This is a genomic window from Saccharicrinis fermentans DSM 9555 = JCM 21142 (genome assembly GCF_000517085.1).
Classification (GTDB): Bacteria; Bacteroidota; Bacteroidia; order Bacteroidales; family Marinilabiliaceae; genus Saccharicrinis; species Saccharicrinis fermentans.
Genome location: NZ_KI912107.1, coordinates 5,526,810 through 5,543,936 on the forward strand (window position 1 = coordinate 5,526,810; position 17,127 = coordinate 5,543,936).

Below are 17,127 nucleotides of genomic sequence, written 5' to 3' on the forward strand. Positions count from 1 at the left end.
TTATTGAAAGAAGCAGCAGACAAATCGATGATTTGTTGTTATAAAGTATAAATATATAATGAGTAACTTGAAAATATTGATTCTGGATGATGAAGTTCGTATCACCGAAAAATTAAAATATCATCTGGATAAGAGAAGTTTTGAGGTGTATACCGCCAATACACCCAACGAGGGTTTTGCTTTGCTGGAAAAGGAGAAGCCGGGCATACTGATTCTGGATGTGATACTTCCGGGTATGAATGGGTTGGACGTGTTGAAAAAGGTGAAGGAGGATTATCCGAGTATAGAGGTGATCATGATAAGTGGTTATGGTGATATGGATATGGTAATTGAAGCCATGCGTAAAGGTGCTTCAGACTTTATAAGAAAACCTTTTCAGGTAATGGATATTCAGGTAGCTGTGGAGCGAACAGGTAAATTTATTGCCCTTCAGAAGAAGCTGGAGCGTGCAGAAGATATAGGATCGCTTGTCTCGCGTGAATTGGAAGGGATGATTGAAAAGGACTTTATTGGTGAGAGTGATGCCATTAAAAGAGTTATAAAAATAGCGCTTAAAACGGCCAAAGATAAAGATGTAAACGTGCTGGTGACAGGTGAGAACGGAACTGGAAAGGAAATCATCTCGCGTATTATACATTATGCCAGTCCCCGCAGTGAGCAAGTGTTTGCCCCGGTGAATAGTTCGGCCATCCCTGCCACATTGCTTGAGAGTGAATTTTTTGGTCATGTAAAAGGGGCTTTTACAGATGCCCGCGATGATAAAAAAGGATATTTTGAACTGGCTAATAATGGTACTTTGTTCTTAGACGAGATCGCCGACATGCCTTTTTCCTTGCAAGCCAAGCTTTTGAGAGCCATCGAAGAAAACAAAGTGAAGCGGGTAGGAGGGAACAAGGAGATGCCGGTGGATGTACGTATTATCTCGGCTACCAATAAAAATATTGAGCAGCTGATTGAGGAGGGTAAGTTTCGTATTGATTTGTATCATCGTATCAATACCATAGAGATTAATATTCCTCCTTTACGGCAAAGACCCGAGGATATTGAGCCGTTGTTAAACCATTTTGTGGACTCGTTTGCGCGCAAAAAAAATATGGAAGCACCCGGAATAAGTGGTGATTTAATTAAGAAATTACAAGGATATTATTTTCCGGGTAATGTACGGGAATTGCGTAATATGGTAGAGCGGGCTTTGATCTTATTGGAGGGTAATGAGCTATTGCCTGGAGATTTCCCCTTAAAAGGGGATGCCCAAAAGGAGAGTATGTATTTTGATACCTTGGATCTGGAGCGTAATGAACAGCAGCTTATTGTGGAAGCACTTAGACGTTGCCAAATGAACCAGACACAAGCTGCTGATCTACTCTGTATTTCAAGGGATGCACTTAAGCGTAAAATAAAAAAGTTTGGGATAGAGATTGGAAAAACCATCGTGTAAGGTGTCTTTTTAATGGTTTAATTCGACTCCTATTTCACTGTGTGAAGGTCTGATGCATAAAGACCTATTCTCCCAAGATCAAACTCCCCGCTTTTTGTTGTTCGATTAGTTTTCTGACATATAGGTTTTTAGTAACCTGGCGACCTAAGTTAAGCAAATCAATCTCAATGGATAGTTCCTGCGACTGGACTGTTTCTGTTTGCGGTAGTGCGGGTATTGCTACTTTGCCCTTGTCGTCTGTTTTTACGTGATCATTGACCAAGTAGCCACCAGAATACTTGAAATGCACAGGACAGTTGCTCACTGTTCGTTCATCTCCATCATATACAACAAAAAAATTAGATGGATCCAAGTTGTTTAGGTCAGATACAATTTCAAAGCTATTGATCATTTTGTTGATTTGAACTGTCGCCTCTGAGGCCAAATCGAGCTGTTTCCCATTGATATCGGTGGAGGTAGATTCATTCATATAACCACTCAATGCATCCAGCGTTTGGGCAAAATGTTCAATGGCCGAAATGTGTCTGCCTTCGTCTCGTAGTTCCAGTCCTTTTAGATACTTTTCAGTAGCCAGCTTAAAAGCTTTTTTCTTTCGTAGTTCTTTTGTTTCCTTGTATTTTTGTTTAGAAAGGCGGTACATCAAATATACGTTTGAAAGGTCTTCCCAGTCATCCACATATTCGTAGCCCTCCAAGTATTCGGAGGAGGTGGACTTGATTCTATTTTGTAAATACTCATGAACTCCCTGTTTGTCTTCCACCTGATAAAATAGGGCTTCTGCTTTAATTGTTGAATTGATCTGGCTGGATATATCCGCTAAAGCTCTTTCCTTTGCTTTGTCCTCATATAACATGGGAGCTCCTATTTTGGGTGTTATTCCAATGCCAAAATAGTAATCCGGATCAGTGGGACGCTCTTTTAACCAGGCAGGTTTTGATTCTTCTAATAGTGCTGCTTGTTTTTTGGTGGAAGCGCACGCAGAAAGTAAAATTGTTATGGCAATGAGTGTAAATATTTTTTGCATACGATCTTATTTTAGTTCTCTGGCTGATAATTTTTAATTTCTTGGGTGATTTGTGCCACACAGTTATTCATTAGGGTGTTCTCTAATTGAGTCAGTGTTTTAGCAGTTCTGTTACCTTCGAAGAGTTGACGTAGTTTATTTACGCTCGAAGCATCATCGTATACCTTATCGGCAGCATTGCTTTTGGTTTGGTATTTCCAGGTGCCGGGAACAATCTTTTTATAATCACCCTCGAAATAAGCGTAGTGAATAATATCTTTTTCTTCTTTGTTAAAGGCGTTTGAAATGATAATTTCATCCCTATCTCTTCTTTTCATAGAATAAGATACCGTTAAATTAGCTTTGCGTTCAAGATAGTATTCGTAATACTTTACTTTGTCGTATACTGTTCTTGTTTTTTTCTGCTGGGTAGTTTTGTCCATATAAGTCTCTGTTCGCTTGAGGTACCCCTTTTTTTCTGTTTTCACTAACCGTCCATTATCCTTTGTGTATTTCTGAATACTCGCTTCAAACAAGGCCTTGGAATCTGGTATGGTAATTTCATTTTCCACCCCTTTCGTTCTGTCTAACATAAAAGCTTTTAGCTTAGCCGTATTGCTTTGGGATGAGGTGACACTGGCGCCAACCACTTCGTAAAGAGGTGACTGGATATCTGTTATTCCCTTGATTATTTTGTTGTTTAACTGACTGGCGATGGTTTGGTAAGCGGATAGATTTGTGCTTACCGCAGATATGTAAATAGTTACTTTTGCCTGTTTTAAAGAATAATTCATGAGTTCCAGGCTGTTTTCGTAGGTTTTTACATGATCTGTAATTGTTTTAAAGGTAAAGTAAGCTGATCGATACATATTATTATTCAACTGCTCATTTGCAGTACGATAGATAGGTTCATATTTTGCGACTATCCATTGACTCTTGGCATCTTTATAATTGTTATTAATTGTAAGAATCTCGGCGAGTAGTTTTTCTGAATTGGTAAATTGATCTAGTTGAAGGGCTTTGATGGCTTCTCCATAAATCTGATTCAGATAAGTATCTTCCACTTCTCTGTAATAATTTTTCTCTTCTTCAGGAAATATAAGCTTAATACCCACTCCTTGTATCTTTTTTAAATAATCTTCTGCCGAACGGTAGGCATAAACAGCTTCTTTGGCACTTCCGTTTTGGTATAGTGATTTGAAGTTTTCTATTTTGTCGTCCAATACCAATTGGCCTGTACGTTTAAGACCTAATTTTGCATCAATATTATTGATGTTTTTTTGTAATGAATTAAAATAGTTGTTTGCTGCGTCAGAATAAAGACCGGAGTTTTCCAGTAGACTGGCTTTTTTCACATATCGTTTACTGGCACAGGCGCATAAAATAAAAATGAGCGAAATAAGAAGTATTAGATGCTTCATGTAAAAATCGTTTATAGAATTAGTGATTATCTTATTGTTGTTGGGTTTTTTCACCTGTTTTTACTTCATCATTTCGATAAAGTTACCTTCTGTGGTTAAAAAATGTTTCATTAAGTGTGCAGTCAAGCAAGAGTGAACGGGAATAATTCCCAATATATCACCTGGTTGTATGTGTGCAAAGATTTTTTTGTTTGCCGAGATTACACCATGTTCTTGTGATAAAGATTTGACTTCACCTATAATATCGTGTGTGTCCCATTCTAAAGCATGGTTTATTTTAACCACTTTTCCATAGGATATATTACCATTGGGTAATTGAATATATTCTTTAGATAGGTGTATCGCTCCTGCGTGTACTACTATTTCGTTTCTCTGTGGGTGTGTGGCCAAAACGGGTGCAGCCATGCATACCGCTACATCGTTCATCGAGCAACTGCCTATTTGAACTTGGGTGTAATCGTAAAAGACAAAGTTACCTGGTCTGTACTCATTGATACCATAAAAATCATTATAAATGGAACAACTGGGCGTGTCGCCCCATGAAAGTTCCATTAAGGGGAATTCTTTTCTTAAAAATGTTTTGAGGGCAAGCATCTTCTCCAATGCCGGATCAACAACTTTTTTTATTTGCGCCATGTTGCGTGCATGATAAGTGTTGCCCGCATGGGTTAAAAAGCCAATAAAAATTAGTTTTTTTGTGTCCTTTAAATGAGCTAATATTTTTTTTAATGTAATAAAGTCTTCGGCATCAATGCCTGTGCGGTTATAGCCTGTGTCTGCTTTAATGAATACGCCCACCGGATTTTCTAAGTGATCTTCTAAAGCTTGTATGCTGGCTACATCTTCTATCAGAATATTCAAATTGATGGTAGCTGCCAGTTGGTTTATTGCTGCTGTATGAATGGGGGTGCAGGTTAATGCTACTGTGATATCCTTCCAACCGTGTTGCGCAAAGTAATGCGCCATTTTAAAGGAGGATACTGTGATTCGTTCTACGCCTGCATCGCGAAACCATTGGCCAATTTTTGCGGATTGATGGGTTTTGAAATGTGGTCTGAAATCTCCTTGCCACCCTCTTATGCGCGCCGCCATTTTTGTGATGTTGGCTTTGCATATGGAAGTGTTTAGCAGTAAAGAAGGTTCTGCAATTGGGTGCATATTTTTTTGTATTTGTTGCCCAAATATAAGCAACCCGCCTTAATCTTACAAAGATTATGGTGTTCATCCCATAAAGCTAGTTGTTATCTTGATGAAAAATATAACATAACCATTGTTTTGTACTAGTAACTTATTGGCTATGTACATTTCTGTAGAACCTATATTTTGTTTGTCAATGTTTATTACGAAATATATTTTGTACTACTAGGGTGATTGACGAAACCCGAAAAATGCATTAAAAAATCGATTACGTATTAAAATGGCTACCCATCAAGTGATCAACTAATTTGTTTCGATACTCCATAGTGGGTACTATGGAGTATTTTAACAAGTGCTTGATTGAATTGTACTTTAAATAGTTATGATGAAGTTATTGCATCATTCGGGTTTAATGTCAAGTAAAGTTATTCATCCTCATGTTCAATCTCTATTTCGATGAAATATTGGTTCTCATTTCTTGCTTCGTCGATACAGTATATACCTAGATGGTAATGTCCTTCTGCGATTTCTTCCTGTTCACTATCATGAGTGATTGTTTCCGGAATTATAATGTCCTGATGATGGGTTTTGAAGCATTGGCACCTATGTCCATTGCATTTACCCCGGGTAATCTCTCTATGGATTTAATGAAGGTACCTGTCTGGTTTTGTGCAACAAAGCGGGCATTGATCACTTCGTTTTTTTTAGATTTACGGGTGTTTATGCCGTTGCCAATCACAGAGACTTCATCCATTAAGCGGTTATCAGCTTTTAGCATTACCGTAAGGACAGCATCCTGGGTTGCGATGAAAGAAGTGTCTTTGGTATGATAACCTATAAACGAGAAGGAAATATTCGTATTTCCCTCTGTTACATTAAGTCTAAACTTGCCATTTATGTCTGTTATTTCGCATAGGTGGGTGTAATGTACATGGCATCCTGGTAAAGGAACCCCATGTTCATCATATACGAATCCTGTAACAGTATACATCTGTGCTTTGCCGGACCATGCATAGCAGGTACACAACAAGCACATCAAAATGTACTTTCTCACAAAATTATTTGCTTAAAATAAATAAAAACCGCCATCTGAATTTGGATGGGCAGAAAACCAATAGAAAAATTACTTTATTGAGTCGTAGAGTGGCGGGCCTCGGAGTTTTATCATCCGAAGATTTGTACAGTAAACAGATTCCTGTATCTCTTTTCTTACACGGTCAATATAAGCATAGGCTGATAAATGTTGGGAAACACAAATACCAGAGCAATCAATAATGCTATATAAACTTTAATTTTCTTCATCTTGAGGCAAAAACATAATGAGTAAACATGTGTCCACCTAAAAAGTTTTTTTTTATTATTTTTTAATGTTTGGGATGATAAGTGCATTTAGTAAGACTGTGGTTGGGTAACAGTATGGTTGACGCTGTTTGCTTTTTTTTTAATTGTTTTAAACAATTCTTTTTCCAAAACCTTCCTATAAAATCATAACTTTATATTTCGATACAAATACAACATACAAGATGATTCTTAAGGATTTTATTATTGTTGGAGGCGGTATTGCCGGCCTCTCGGCCATCAAGGCCATAAGAGAACAAAACCAGTCAGCCTCTATATTATGGATAAGTGATGAGGACAGGTTGCCTTATAAAAGAACAAAAATAAATAAGCATATAGCAGTTGGCTTTTCTCGGGATGAGTTTGCATTGGTGGAGCATGATTGGCTTCTTACTCATCATGTTGAACTTTTGTTTGATCGGGTGATTGGTATTGAGACAGCTAAGCATGAACTTTCGTTTAAGCACAGAGGTAATCTGCAATATCACAAATTGATTGTAGCTATAGGTAATAAACCAAGGCCGTTATCAATAAATGGGTTGTCTCAGGATATGGTATTTAATGTACATAATGCACGGCAGGTAGAGAATATCATTCGTTCCACATCTTCGTCACGAACCTATATGGTTGTAGGTGCTGGTGTGGAAGGTGTTGAGACCGCAGATCAATTGGTGCAGAAAGGTAAGAAAGTGATATTGGTTGATCGAAACTCCATGGTTCTTCAACGCTTTTTTACGCCCAAGTATGCCGCACTCTTGCAGGATACTATTCAAAAGGCAGGCATTCAGTTGTTATTAGATGTACATGACATAGATGGTAGTTTAGGTGAAAGTGTTATTCAAATGAATGGGCAACAGTATGATGTAGACACTGTTATTTCTACCATTGGATATACGCCTAATATTGAATTAGCTGCTGCATCCAATATACAGTGCAATGTAGGAATAAGGGTGGATGAATACATGCAAACATCTGCAGAAGATGTGTTTGCAGCTGGCGATGTAGCAGAGCATCCTTCCGGAGAGATTACTTGTTTGTGGCACGCTGCTGAATATCAAGGCCGGGTGGCCGGAATGAACGCTTGCGGAATAAAAACAAAATTGGAGCTAAAACCATTTCGTATGAAAACAGAAGTTTTTGGCGATTATTATCTGGCTGTCCTGCCCTCAAAAAGTAGTTTGGAATGGGTAGAGGAGGAGAAAGACGATATAGTACGTGATATGTATTTTGACCAAGGAAAGCTTGAGGCTGTTTTAATGAAGAACGATGGTTCCCGGTCAAAGATTTATCAAACGGCACTCATGGAGAAATGGACCAGAGAAAGAATCAATAGAGAACTGCCGTTGTGATGGGGTGCATAATGTCATCTTTTTGTTATGATATTATCCTTATTTTCGCAGGTGATCCAAATAAATGAATTGAATATATGGCCGAAGCTATTCATACCGGAGTTTATTCCGAGATAGGAGAAATAGAAGGTGTAATACTACATACGCCAGGGAGTGAAGTGGAAAATATGACTCCCGGAAACGCCGAGAGAGCATTATACAGCGATATTTTGAATTTGTCAGTTGCTGAAGAAGAGTATAGACAACTAAGTCAGGTGTTGGAAAAGATTACCCATACATTTCAAGTAAAAGACTTACTGACCGAAATATTGAATATTGATGAAGTGAGGGAGGCTTTAGTGCATAAGATATGTAAAAGGGAGAATGCAAAATTATTGAAGGAAAAACTGTTGGCCTTAAAACCTAGTGAATTGGCACGCCAGATTATCGAAGGTGTTCCTCTTCATAAAAATACCTTGACAAGCTTTTTGTCGGACGAGAGAAATGCCCTGCGCCCCTTACATAATTTCTTTTTTACACGTGATGCATCCATGACTGTATATGATAAGGTGTTAATAGGAAAGATGGCCACCAAGGTTAGGGAGAGAGAAGCCTTGGTAATGGAGACTATTTTTAATCACTCGTCTAAACTGAAAAGCAATACCGTAAATCCAAGTAAGTCAAAGCATCATAAGCATGAGATATCCATTGAAGGTGGTGATATCTTAGTGGCGAGGGAAGATATTTTAATTGTTGGTACGGGGGTGAGAACGAGTACCCAAGGGGTTGATTATATTATACGTCAGCTACAAAAGAATAAGGGAAAGCATAGTGTTGTGGTACAACAATTACCTTCTACACCAGAAAGCTTTATTCATTTGGATATGGTGTTTACCTTGCTCGACAGAGATATGTGCATGGTTTACGATCCTATTATTATGCAGCCCAATAAATACCAAACCATACTTATTTCTATTGAAGATGGGCATGTAAAGAATATTGAAAAACAAACCAACTTGGTGCAATGTCTGAATGGGCTGGGAATGCCTTTAAAACCTCTTTATTGTGGTGGGCGAAAAGATCTATGGATCCAGGAGCGTGAGCAATGGCATAGCGGAGCTAATTTTTTTGCCGTTGGTCCGGGTAAGGTGATTGGATACGACCGTAATGTTTATACAATGGAGGAGATGAATAACAATGGTTTTGAAATTATTCCTGCCTTGGATGTTATAGACAATAAAATTAGTCTAAATGATTATGAAAAATATGTGATTACCATCAGTGGGTCTGAATTGGCCCGTGGTGGAGGTGGTGCACGTTGTATGACTATGCCCTTTAAAAGAAAAAGGGTTGATTACTAAGTTGAGGTTTGTGCATGTGCAGCGAATCGGTCTTGCCTAAGCCTGCATCTATTTCTCGAATAGCTTTGTTGGGGATCTGCTTTTATTTGTTTTTAAAATTCAAGATGGGTTCCTTATTTTTTAACCCATGCCAAGGCTGCATTAAAAGTGCTAAATGCTTTATGATGCATGTCGGCGTGTGTTTCTTCAAAAAGAAGTAATACTATTACATTGGGGGCATCCAAAACAACAGCCAGTTTAATGTGTTCAAAGACGGTTATGTTGTCTTTGTAGAATTCAACAATCTTCTGCAGTTCATCAATTGTTGCATTGTTTTTGCAATGAGTAAAGTCGGTGACAATTCCCTTGAGTCCGGAGTGAACTATGCCATTCTTTATGTCTGATTTCCATGCGTCGATCACGTCTTGCATAACTACGCTGCCACTAAATGATCTGATTAAAATGGAATCGTTTTCTAAGCATGTATGTTTAACTGAAAATGACATATATATTAGCTTTTTATCATTGATACTTATAAATGTAATTAATCATATTGTGAAGTGAGGTGTTAAAATGAAATAATACACTGAACTGCTGATATGAAAGACGAGCATGCCGTAAGGGATGATGAAGCTCTATAATGAATATTATCACTTTCTTTAATAAGCGCATCGATGATGGTTGTATATGTTAACAAATATTGCATTTTTTTTTAGCTTAAATAGTGGATGGGTGGTAGGTGTATGTGTTTGATATTGTGCGATAATAGATTTTTACTATAGGTTAATAGAAACAATTGATTTGATTGATATAGGTGCTAGTACTACTTTTGATATCAGAAAATAAGATAACAATTATTCAAACATTAAAACTTAATATTATGTCACAAATTGGAAAAGAAATTGTAGATTTTGAAGTGCAAGCATTTGTAAACAATGGTTTCGAAACTGTTAAAAAAGAAGATTTAAAAGGTAAATGGTCTGTATTCTTCTTTTATCCTGCCGACTTTACCTTTGTTTGTCCTACAGAATTAGAAGATTTGGCCAATAAATACGATGAGTTTAAAGCAGCAAATTGTGAAATTTACTCGGTATCTACCGATACGCATTTTGTTCACAAAGCATGGCATGACACATCTGATACCATTAAGAAAATTAAATACCCAATGCTTGCTGATCCAACAGGCGTACTTGCCAGAGGATTTGATGTAATGATTGAAGATGCAGGCTTAGCGGAGCGTGGTACTTTTATTGTTAATCCACAAGGTGAAATTGTTGCCTATGAGGTAGTAGCCGGAAATGTGGGACGGAATGCCGATGAGTTATTACGTCGTTTACAAGCACTTCAGTTTGTAGCAGAGCATCCAGCAGAGGTTTGTCCTGCTAAATGGGAAAAGGGCAGCGAAACATTGCAGCCAAGTATTGATTTAGTAGGTAAAATTTAAGACCTAAGCAATAAGATTGTCCCAGGAGCATAAGTGCTTTTGGGACACTAATTTATAAGAAACAGCATTAACCCATACACGATATGTTAGAACAAGCTTTAAAAGATCAGGTAAAAAACTTATTTGCCGATCTTAAGAACGATTATATATTTAAAATAGTCTCTCATCCATCCCATCCCAATAGGGATGAGTTAATTACTTTGCTTCAGGAAGTTTCTTCCTGTTCTGATAAAGTAAGTTATACATTGGAAGATGGTGAAGGACTGGCTTTTACTTTGGTGAAAAATGGAATAGACTCATCTATTGTTTTTAGGGCAGTGCCTACGGGGCATGAGTTTACCTCTTTGCTTTTGGCGGTTCTTAATATGGACGGTATTGGAAAGAACTTGCCAGATGATGTGATCGCTGGCAGAATAAAGGGCATTCATGGAACGCATGAGGTGAAGAGTTATATCTCATTGAGTTGTACGAATTGTCCCGATGTGGTACAAGCATTGAATGTTATTTCGATGTTAAATCCACAGATTCGCCACGAAATAATTGATGGAGCGATGTATCAGGCAGAGGTCGATGCGTTGAACGTGCAGGCTGTTCCTTCTGTTTTTGTGGATGGAATTCAGCTTCATGTGGGAAGGTCCTCTCTGGGAGAGTTATTGGGAAAACTAGAAGAAAAGGCAGGTACCGTGAACAAGGATGTATCTGTAAGTGAAAAAAAATATGATGTTGTGGTAGTAGGGGGTGGACCAGCAGGGGTGTCTTCTGCGGTTTATTCTGCTCGCAAAGGATTTTCGGTAGCTATCGTAGCAGAGAAGGTTGGAGGACAGGTTACTGAAACCGTTTCCATTGAGAATATGATATCTATTCCTCAGACAACGGGGAGTAAATTGGCAGCAGATTTAAAACAGCATTTAAGTGATTATCCTATTGATGTGTTGGAAAACAGAAGAGTAGAAAAAGTTAACCTAGTAAATGGCATCAAAGAAATTAGTACCTCATTGGGTGAAAAACTAAGTACGCCGGCAATGATTATTGCAACAGGAGCCAGTTGGAGAAAGCTGGGAGTGCCGGGCGAAAGTGACTATATTGGTGCAGGGGTGGCCTTTTGTACGCATTGTGATGGGCCTTTTTACAAGGGTAAAAGAACGGTTGTGATAGGTGGAGGTAATTCTGGTCTGGAAGCGGCCATTGATCTTGCATCCATCGCTTCGGAAGTTACAGTGCTTGAGTTTATGGATGAAATAAAGGGTGATAAAGTTCTCCAAGACAAGTTGTCTACCTACTCCAATGTAAAAGTCATTACCAATGCAGAAACACTTAGTGTTGATGGAGATGGGAAGAAAGTAACCGCGTTAAAATTCAAAGATCGAATAAGTGGCAAGGTTGAAACCATTGCTACGGATGGAATATTTGTTCAAATTGGTTTGAAGGCCAACAGTGGTGTTTTTGCTGAAGTGGTTGAAACAAACCGGGCAGGGGAGATCATGATAGACCAGCATTGTAGGACGGATAAGCCGGGTATTTATGCGGCAGGAGATGTGTCTGTGGTTCCTTTTAAGCAAATCGTAATTGCTATGGGAGAGGGTGCTAAGGCTGCTCTGTCGGCATTTGACGATCAGATAAAGGGCTTGCAACTGGCTAACTAGTCTTAGAAGCTTTCTTATCAAAAACAGAAAAAACAGTTGTTTTCTTGCAGCCACTAACTAGGTCAGCAGGTATAAGATGCTTGGCTCACATTTACTGCTATTCATTAATTGGTACTCCTCGGGTCGTGAAAGAAAGACCTTGCTGACCATATGTTGAAATCATAACAGCCTCATAGAGTGGCGGATTTTTATCGTTTTCCATGGCCCATTCAAAGACAAAGTTTGCGCCGGAACCACCTTCCTCGTCTTCCTCGTCTATTACTATTTCGATGGTTTCAAGCGGACTTACATAGATGGGGTGTTTAATATATTGCCGAATATTTTCTCCAACCGTATTAAAATAATCGGCCTTAAAAATATACACAGTGTCGCTTAAGGATACATTGCGGATGCTGATAGTAGTGGTAAGGTCAAAGGTTCTGTGTTCATGCACATGATAAATATGAGAATATACCGGTAGGTAGGTTTTTCCGCGGTAGTAGTTGCTGAAATCCTTATCCGTAAGCTCTTTGGATTTCCAGCTTACTTGCTTGATGTTGTGTTGTTTGCTCTCTTGTTCGCAGGCGTATAGTACACATATAATCAGTAGAAGTTCTATCGTTTTTCTCATTTGAACAAGATACATTACTTAATTGCAAAATTCAAAATATCATGGGGCAAATAAAAGAAAGATAAGGTATTGTTATATACTTTTTTGCCAAGCCAACCATTCCTCGTATCTTCGTCACAAATAATAAAGAGTAAATGAAGCACAAAGCAGGATTTGTAAATATTGTAGGAAACCCAAATGTGGGTAAGTCTACATTAACCAATAAGTTGGTAGGCGAACGTTTGTCTATTATCACATCAAAAGCTCAGACCACGCGCCATCGTATTTTGGGCATTGTCAATGAGGAAAATTATCAGATTGTATTTTCTGACACTCCCGGTGTCTTAAAACCCAATTACAAGTTGCAGGAGTCTATGCTTCGCTTTTCTAAAACAGCACTACAGGACGCGGATGTTATTATTTATATGACCGATGTGGTTGAAAAGATGGACAAGAACAGCGACTTTTTGAACAGTGTGAGAAAAACGGATTCGCCGGTTATTTTGGTGATTAATAAGATTGACGAATCGAACCCAGAGCAGCTGGATGGATTGGTGTCTAAGTGGAAAGAAGAGTTGCCCAAGGCTGAAATTTTTCCCATGTCGGCCTTGCGTGGTTTCAATACTGACAATTTAATGAAGCGAATCAAGGAGCTTTTGCCCGAATGTGATCCTTATTACGATAAGGATGCTTTGACAGATAAGCCCACACGTTTTTTTGTTTCAGAAATAATACGTGAAAAGATATTATTGTATTACCAAAAGGAAATTCCTTATTCTGTTGAAATAGAGGTGGAGGAATTTAAGGAAGGCCCTCAGAGAGTCGATATCAGAGCTATTATTCATGTGGCACGCGATTCGCAAAAAGGAATTATTATTGGACACCAGGGAAATGCCTTGAAAAAAACAGGTACAGAAGCAAGAAAAGACATCGAGAAGTTTCTCGATAAAAAAGTGTTTTTACAGCTTTATGTGAAAGTGAATAAGGACTGGCGTGATAAGGATAATTCATTGCGTAATTTTGGTTACGAACAAAAGTAATTGTGGGGCTTTTATCATGGTAACAAATGCTTGTAAATAAAATAACACTGTGTTTCTTAGTTATCTATGTGTCATGGTGTAAAATTATAACTATCTTTGCACGCTTTTTAAATTTGGAATATCATAAAACGGGAGTAAAATGGGAAATATTGCAGCCATCGTAGGACGACCAAACGTAGGTAAATCAACGCTTTTTAACAGGCTTACAGAAACACGTCAAGCCATTGTCAATGAGGAAAGCGGCGTTACGCGCGACCGTATTTACGGTAAATGTATATGGAATGGACTGGAGTTTTCGGTAGTTGATACCGGAGGCTACGCCGTGGGTTCTGATGATATTTTTGAGGAAGAGATTCGAAAGCAAGTCATCATTGCCATTGAAGAGGCCGATGTGATTTTGTTTATGCTGGATGTAACCACCGGAATTACCGATTACGACGAAATGGTGGCTGATATCCTGCGACGTAGTGACAAAAAAGTATTGATGGTTGCCAATAAGGTGGATAATCCTGAGAGATTGGCTGAGGCCAGTTATTTTTATGCTTTGGGGCTGGAAGAGATGTTTCCTATTTCATCGATTAATGGCTCTGGTACGGGTGAGTTGTTGGACCGACTGGTGGATATTTTTCCTAGTGCAGAGAGTGTTGAGCAGTTGGATATACCTCGTTTTGCTATTGTAGGTAGACCCAATGCGGGAAAATCTTCCATTGTGAATGCCTTTATTGGGCAAGATAGAAATATAGTAACACCTATCTCCGGAACCACCAGAGATTCTATCTATACGCGTTACAATAAATTTGGTCATGATTTTTATTTGGTAGATACTGCCGGTGTACGTAAAAAGACAAAGGTACACGAAGATTTGGAATTCTATAGTGTGATGCGGGCAATTAGGGCCATCGAGAATTCGGATGTTTGTTTGCTTATGATTGATGCTACCAGAGGTGTAGAAAGTCAGGATCAGAAGATATTTCAGCTGATTCAAAAAAATAAGAAGGGTATTGTGATATTAATCAATAAGTGGGATTTGGTGGAAAAAGATACCATGACCACAAAGAAATATGAGGAAGATGTCAGACGTAAGTTTGCCCCTTTTGTTGATTTTCCTATCATTTTTACATCTGTGATTACCAAACAGCGTATTCATAAAGCTTTGGAAATGGCTGTTTCTGTGTATGAAAATAAAACACGCAAAATACCTACCTCTAAGTTGAACGAGGCCATGCAGCAAGTAGTGAGTGATAATCCACCGCCTTCCACCAAAGGAAAATATATTAAAATCAAATATATTATGCAGTTGCCAACCAATACTCCGGCTTTTGCTTTTTTCTGCAACTTGCCTCAATATGTTCGTGATCCGTATAAACGCTTCCTTGAAAATAAAATTCGAGATATGTGGGATTTCTCAGGTGTACCGATACAGGTTTTTATGCGTAAAAAATAATTGATATAAAACATCTTGAAATGAGGAGTGGGCCTGGTGTCTACTCCTTTTTTTATGCCTATGGCAGAGAAACATCTGCGTATCTCACAACTTATTGGGAGCATTGCTTGTTATACTTTTATTAGAATAATTTTTTACAGTATGAAAGATCAACAACACAAAAACGAAAACTCACTACCCGCATGGATTGAGATCATTAAAAAGTATAACAAACCCAAACTATCTAAAAGTATTTTCCAGTTGGTAACATCGGTTGTTCCATATTTAGCACTCTGGGTGCTGATGGTTTATAGTTTAAGTATTTCTTATTGGTTAACATTGGGCTTGTCCATTATTGCTTCCGGATTTTTAATTCGCACCTTTATTGTTTTTCATGATTGTGTTCATGGTGCTTTCTTCCGTAAGAAAAAACACAACGAAATTGTTGGCGTCATGTTAGGTATATTTACCTTTACTCCATTTCATAGATGGCGTAACGATCATCTAATTCACCATAATACAGTGGGTAATCTGGATAAAAGAGGTATTGGTGATGTCCTTACCTTAACGGTTGACGAATATTTGAATCGCTCAAAATGGGGCAGATTTCGATATCGTGTTTATCGTCACCCTGTCTTTTTATTTGGTATTGCACCTCTATTGCACTTTACATTGGGTTTTAGATTAACTCTAAAGAGACTCAAAAAAGGTATTAACCGAAAAATTCATTTTACGAATATTGCTATTGTTTTACTTGTATTGGGTATGATTTGGTTGATAGGATGGAAGGCATTTTTATTGATACAACTACCTATTTTGTTTATTGCTACCAGTCATGGTATTTGGTTGTTTTATGTGCAACATCAGTTCGAAGATGTAATCTGGGCAGAAAAAGAAAAGTGGGATTATAAAACCATGGCCCTCGAAGGTTCGTCTTATTTTAAATTGCCTATTCTATTGCAATGGTTCACCGGTAATATTGGATTTCATCATATTCATCATTTGTCTCCCATTATTCCTAATTATAATTTGCCCAAATGCCATAAAGAAAACGATTTGTTTAGGCAGATTAAGCCCATTACTTTTTTTACGGCTTTAAAGTCATTGAACCTTCGTTTGTGGGATGAGGAAAGACAGAGATTGATCAATTTCAGAGAATTAAAAATGATTAAGAAGACCGCATACAGTTAGTGGGCTTCTTATTTGGAAAGGTTTTAAATTAGCATTAGCTTTGTTCAAAAAATGATGCTATGCTTATAACTGCTGATATGAAAATGGCTGATTTAATCCACCAGGATTTTCAGCTATTGGCTTTTGTTCAAAGAATTGGTATTCCCTTAGGTTTTCGTGAGAAAACCATCAAAGAGGTATGTGAAGAGCATGAGGTGGATGTGGACTTTTTTGTGCAGTTGGCCAATGCTTTTCATGACACCGATTATTTTCCGAAAGAGAAACTTCTACAGTTTAAACCCGAATGGTTGGTTAACTATCTTCGTAGAACACATCATAACTATCTCGAGCAAAAAATTCCTGAAATACAAGTTAAAATTACTGAGCTGGAGGCTGATCTGAAAGGAACGGCCGAAAGTTATGAGCTCATAAGAAATTTTATTACAGAATATATTCGCGAGTTCAGTATACATATTGAACTGGAAGAAAAAATGGTCTTCCCTTTTGTTCTCGAGCTGGCAAAAAGCATTGAACAAAATAAGCTAACCGATAACTATAAGAAATATTTTTTGAATTATAGCATCGGAAAATACTTGGAAGAACATAATGATATTGAAGAGAAACTTTTCGATTTAAAGAATATTCTTATAAAGTACCTTCCTCCTCCAACTGACAATTGTAAATATAATGCCTTGCTTTTCGATATCTTTAGGTTAGAGCAAGATTTAAAAGATCATTCTAAACTGGAAGAAAAAATATTAATACCCAGGGTGAGAAAAATGGAAGAGGAACTTAATAATATTAACGAATAGG

Annotated in this window: 15 protein-coding genes; 9 read left to right on the top strand and 6 right to left on the bottom strand. The window is 37.9% G+C overall.

Going from position 1 to position 17,127, the window contains the following annotated elements; genetic code table 11:
• Positions 1-58: 58 nt before the first annotated feature.
• A complete protein-coding gene (locus tag CYTFE_RS0122685) occupies positions 59-1,438 on the top strand; it encodes a sigma-54-dependent transcriptional regulator (protein WP_027473695.1) in 1,380 nt (459 codons plus the stop codon).
• Between the two features lie 64 nt (positions 1,439-1,502).
• Here CYTFE_RS0122685 and CYTFE_RS0122690 read toward each other — a convergent pair whose 3' ends face one another.
• The 4 genes from CYTFE_RS0122690 to CYTFE_RS0122705 all read right to left on the bottom strand — a co-directional run bounded on the left by CYTFE_RS0122690 (position 1,503) and on the right by CYTFE_RS0122705 (position 6,053).
• Positions 1,503-2,462: an LPP20 family lipoprotein gene (locus CYTFE_RS0122690; protein WP_027473696.1), complete on the bottom strand. Its 960-nt coding sequence runs from the start codon at positions 2,460-2,462 to the stop codon at positions 1,503-1,505.
• Positions 2,463-2,473: 11 nt separating this feature from the next.
• Positions 2,474-3,862 (bottom strand): hypothetical protein, encoded by a 1,389-nt coding sequence (locus CYTFE_RS0122695; protein WP_027473697.1) that lies wholly within the window; start codon positions 3,860-3,862, stop codon positions 2,474-2,476.
• 60 nt (positions 3,863-3,922) lie between these two features.
• The gene (locus CYTFE_RS0122700) at positions 3,923-5,020 is read right to left on the bottom strand and encodes an alanine racemase (RefSeq protein WP_044211769.1); all 1,098 of its coding nucleotides are present in this window, start codon (positions 5,018-5,020) and stop codon (positions 3,923-3,925) included.
• A 544-nt stretch (positions 5,021-5,564) separates the two neighbouring features.
• Complete coding sequence (locus CYTFE_RS0122705; RefSeq protein WP_152541630.1) at positions 5,565-6,053, bottom strand: carboxypeptidase-like regulatory domain-containing protein; 489 nt, start codon at positions 6,051-6,053, stop codon at positions 5,565-5,567.
• A gap of 469 nt (positions 6,054-6,522) precedes the next feature.
• Here CYTFE_RS0122705 and CYTFE_RS0122710 point away from each other — a divergent pair, with 469 nt between their 5' ends.
• Both CYTFE_RS0122710 and CYTFE_RS0122715 read left to right on the top strand, forming a co-directional pair.
• Positions 6,523-7,686 (top strand): NAD(P)/FAD-dependent oxidoreductase, encoded by a 1,164-nt coding sequence (locus tag CYTFE_RS0122710; protein ID WP_027473700.1) that lies wholly within the window; start codon positions 6,523-6,525, stop codon positions 7,684-7,686.
• A 77-nt stretch (positions 7,687-7,763) separates the two neighbouring features.
• Entirely contained in the window at positions 7,764-9,026 is a 1,263-nt protein-coding gene (locus CYTFE_RS0122715) for an arginine deiminase (protein ID WP_027473701.1), read from the top strand.
• A gap of 113 nt (positions 9,027-9,139) precedes the next feature.
• Here the strand turns inward: CYTFE_RS0122715 and CYTFE_RS27800 are convergent, their stop codons facing one another.
• A complete protein-coding gene (locus tag CYTFE_RS27800; protein ID WP_044263011.1) occupies positions 9,140-9,511 on the bottom strand; it encodes a hypothetical protein in 372 nt (123 codons plus the stop codon).
• 374 nt (positions 9,512-9,885) lie between these two features.
• Here CYTFE_RS27800 and ahpC point away from each other — a divergent pair, with 374 nt between their 5' ends.
• Positions 9,886-10,449: an alkyl hydroperoxide reductase subunit C gene (gene ahpC / locus CYTFE_RS0122725; RefSeq protein ID WP_027473703.1), complete on the top strand. Its 564-nt coding sequence runs from the start codon at positions 9,886-9,888 to the stop codon at positions 10,447-10,449.
• Between the two features lie 83 nt (positions 10,450-10,532).
• Complete coding sequence (ahpF, locus tag CYTFE_RS0122730; RefSeq protein ID WP_027473704.1) at positions 10,533-12,092, top strand: alkyl hydroperoxide reductase subunit F; 1,560 nt, start codon at positions 10,533-10,535, stop codon at positions 12,090-12,092.
• A gap of 97 nt (positions 12,093-12,189) precedes the next feature.
• Here the strand turns inward: ahpF and CYTFE_RS0122735 are convergent, their stop codons facing one another.
• Positions 12,190-12,702 (bottom strand): DUF3124 domain-containing protein, encoded by a 513-nt coding sequence (locus CYTFE_RS0122735; RefSeq protein WP_027473705.1) that lies wholly within the window; start codon positions 12,700-12,702, stop codon positions 12,190-12,192.
• Positions 12,703-12,836: 134 nt separating this feature from the next.
• Between CYTFE_RS0122735 and era the strand changes: the two genes are divergently transcribed.
• From era to CYTFE_RS0122755, 4 genes are all read left to right on the top strand, one after another.
• A complete protein-coding gene (gene era / locus CYTFE_RS0122740; RefSeq protein WP_027473706.1) occupies positions 12,837-13,721 on the top strand; it encodes a GTPase Era in 885 nt (294 codons plus the stop codon).
• Positions 13,722-13,860: 139 nt separating this feature from the next.
• Positions 13,861-15,165, top strand: a complete 1,305-nt coding sequence (gene der, locus CYTFE_RS0122745; protein ID WP_027473707.1) for a ribosome biogenesis GTPase Der — start codon at positions 13,861-13,863, stop codon at positions 15,163-15,165.
• 141 nt (positions 15,166-15,306) lie between these two features.
• Positions 15,307-16,335: a fatty acid desaturase gene (locus CYTFE_RS0122750; protein ID WP_027473708.1), complete on the top strand. Its 1,029-nt coding sequence runs from the start codon at positions 15,307-15,309 to the stop codon at positions 16,333-16,335.
• Positions 16,336-16,394: 59 nt separating this feature from the next.
• Positions 16,395-17,126, top strand: coding sequence for a hemerythrin domain-containing protein (locus CYTFE_RS0122755; protein WP_027473709.1), 732 nt, complete (start codon positions 16,395-16,397; stop codon positions 17,124-17,126).
• Position 17,127: the final 1 nt, after the last annotated feature.

Coding starts and splice junctions, on each gene's coding strand:
- CYTFE_RS0122685 (WP_027473695.1), top strand. CDS start 59: ATGAGTAACTTGAAAATATTGATTCTGGATGATGAAGTTCGTATCACC.
- CYTFE_RS0122690 (WP_027473696.1), bottom strand. CDS start 2,462: ATGCAAAAAATATTTACACTCATTGCCATAACAATTTTACTTTCTGCG.
- CYTFE_RS0122695 (WP_027473697.1), bottom strand. CDS start 3,862: ATGAAGCATCTAATACTTCTTATTTCGCTCATTTTTATTTTATGCGCC.
- CYTFE_RS0122700 (WP_044211769.1), bottom strand. CDS start 5,020: ATGCACCCAATTGCAGAACCTTCTTTACTGCTAAACACTTCCATATGC.
- CYTFE_RS0122710 (WP_027473700.1), top strand. CDS start 6,523: ATGATTCTTAAGGATTTTATTATTGTTGGAGGCGGTATTGCCGGCCTC.
- CYTFE_RS0122715 (WP_027473701.1), top strand. CDS start 7,764: ATGGCCGAAGCTATTCATACCGGAGTTTATTCCGAGATAGGAGAAATA.
- CYTFE_RS27800 (WP_044263011.1), bottom strand. CDS start 9,511: ATGTCATTTTCAGTTAAACATACATGCTTAGAAAACGATTCCATTTTA.
- ahpC (WP_027473703.1), top strand. CDS start 9,886: ATGTCACAAATTGGAAAAGAAATTGTAGATTTTGAAGTGCAAGCATTT.
- ahpF (WP_027473704.1), top strand. CDS start 10,533: ATGTTAGAACAAGCTTTAAAAGATCAGGTAAAAAACTTATTTGCCGAT.
- CYTFE_RS0122735 (WP_027473705.1), bottom strand. CDS start 12,702: ATGAGAAAAACGATAGAACTTCTACTGATTATATGTGTACTATACGCC.
- era (WP_027473706.1), top strand. CDS start 12,837: ATGAAGCACAAAGCAGGATTTGTAAATATTGTAGGAAACCCAAATGTG.
- der (WP_027473707.1), top strand. CDS start 13,861: ATGGGAAATATTGCAGCCATCGTAGGACGACCAAACGTAGGTAAATCA.
- CYTFE_RS0122750 (WP_027473708.1), top strand. CDS start 15,307: ATGAAAGATCAACAACACAAAAACGAAAACTCACTACCCGCATGGATT.
- CYTFE_RS0122755 (WP_027473709.1), top strand. CDS start 16,395: ATGCTTATAACTGCTGATATGAAAATGGCTGATTTAATCCACCAGGAT.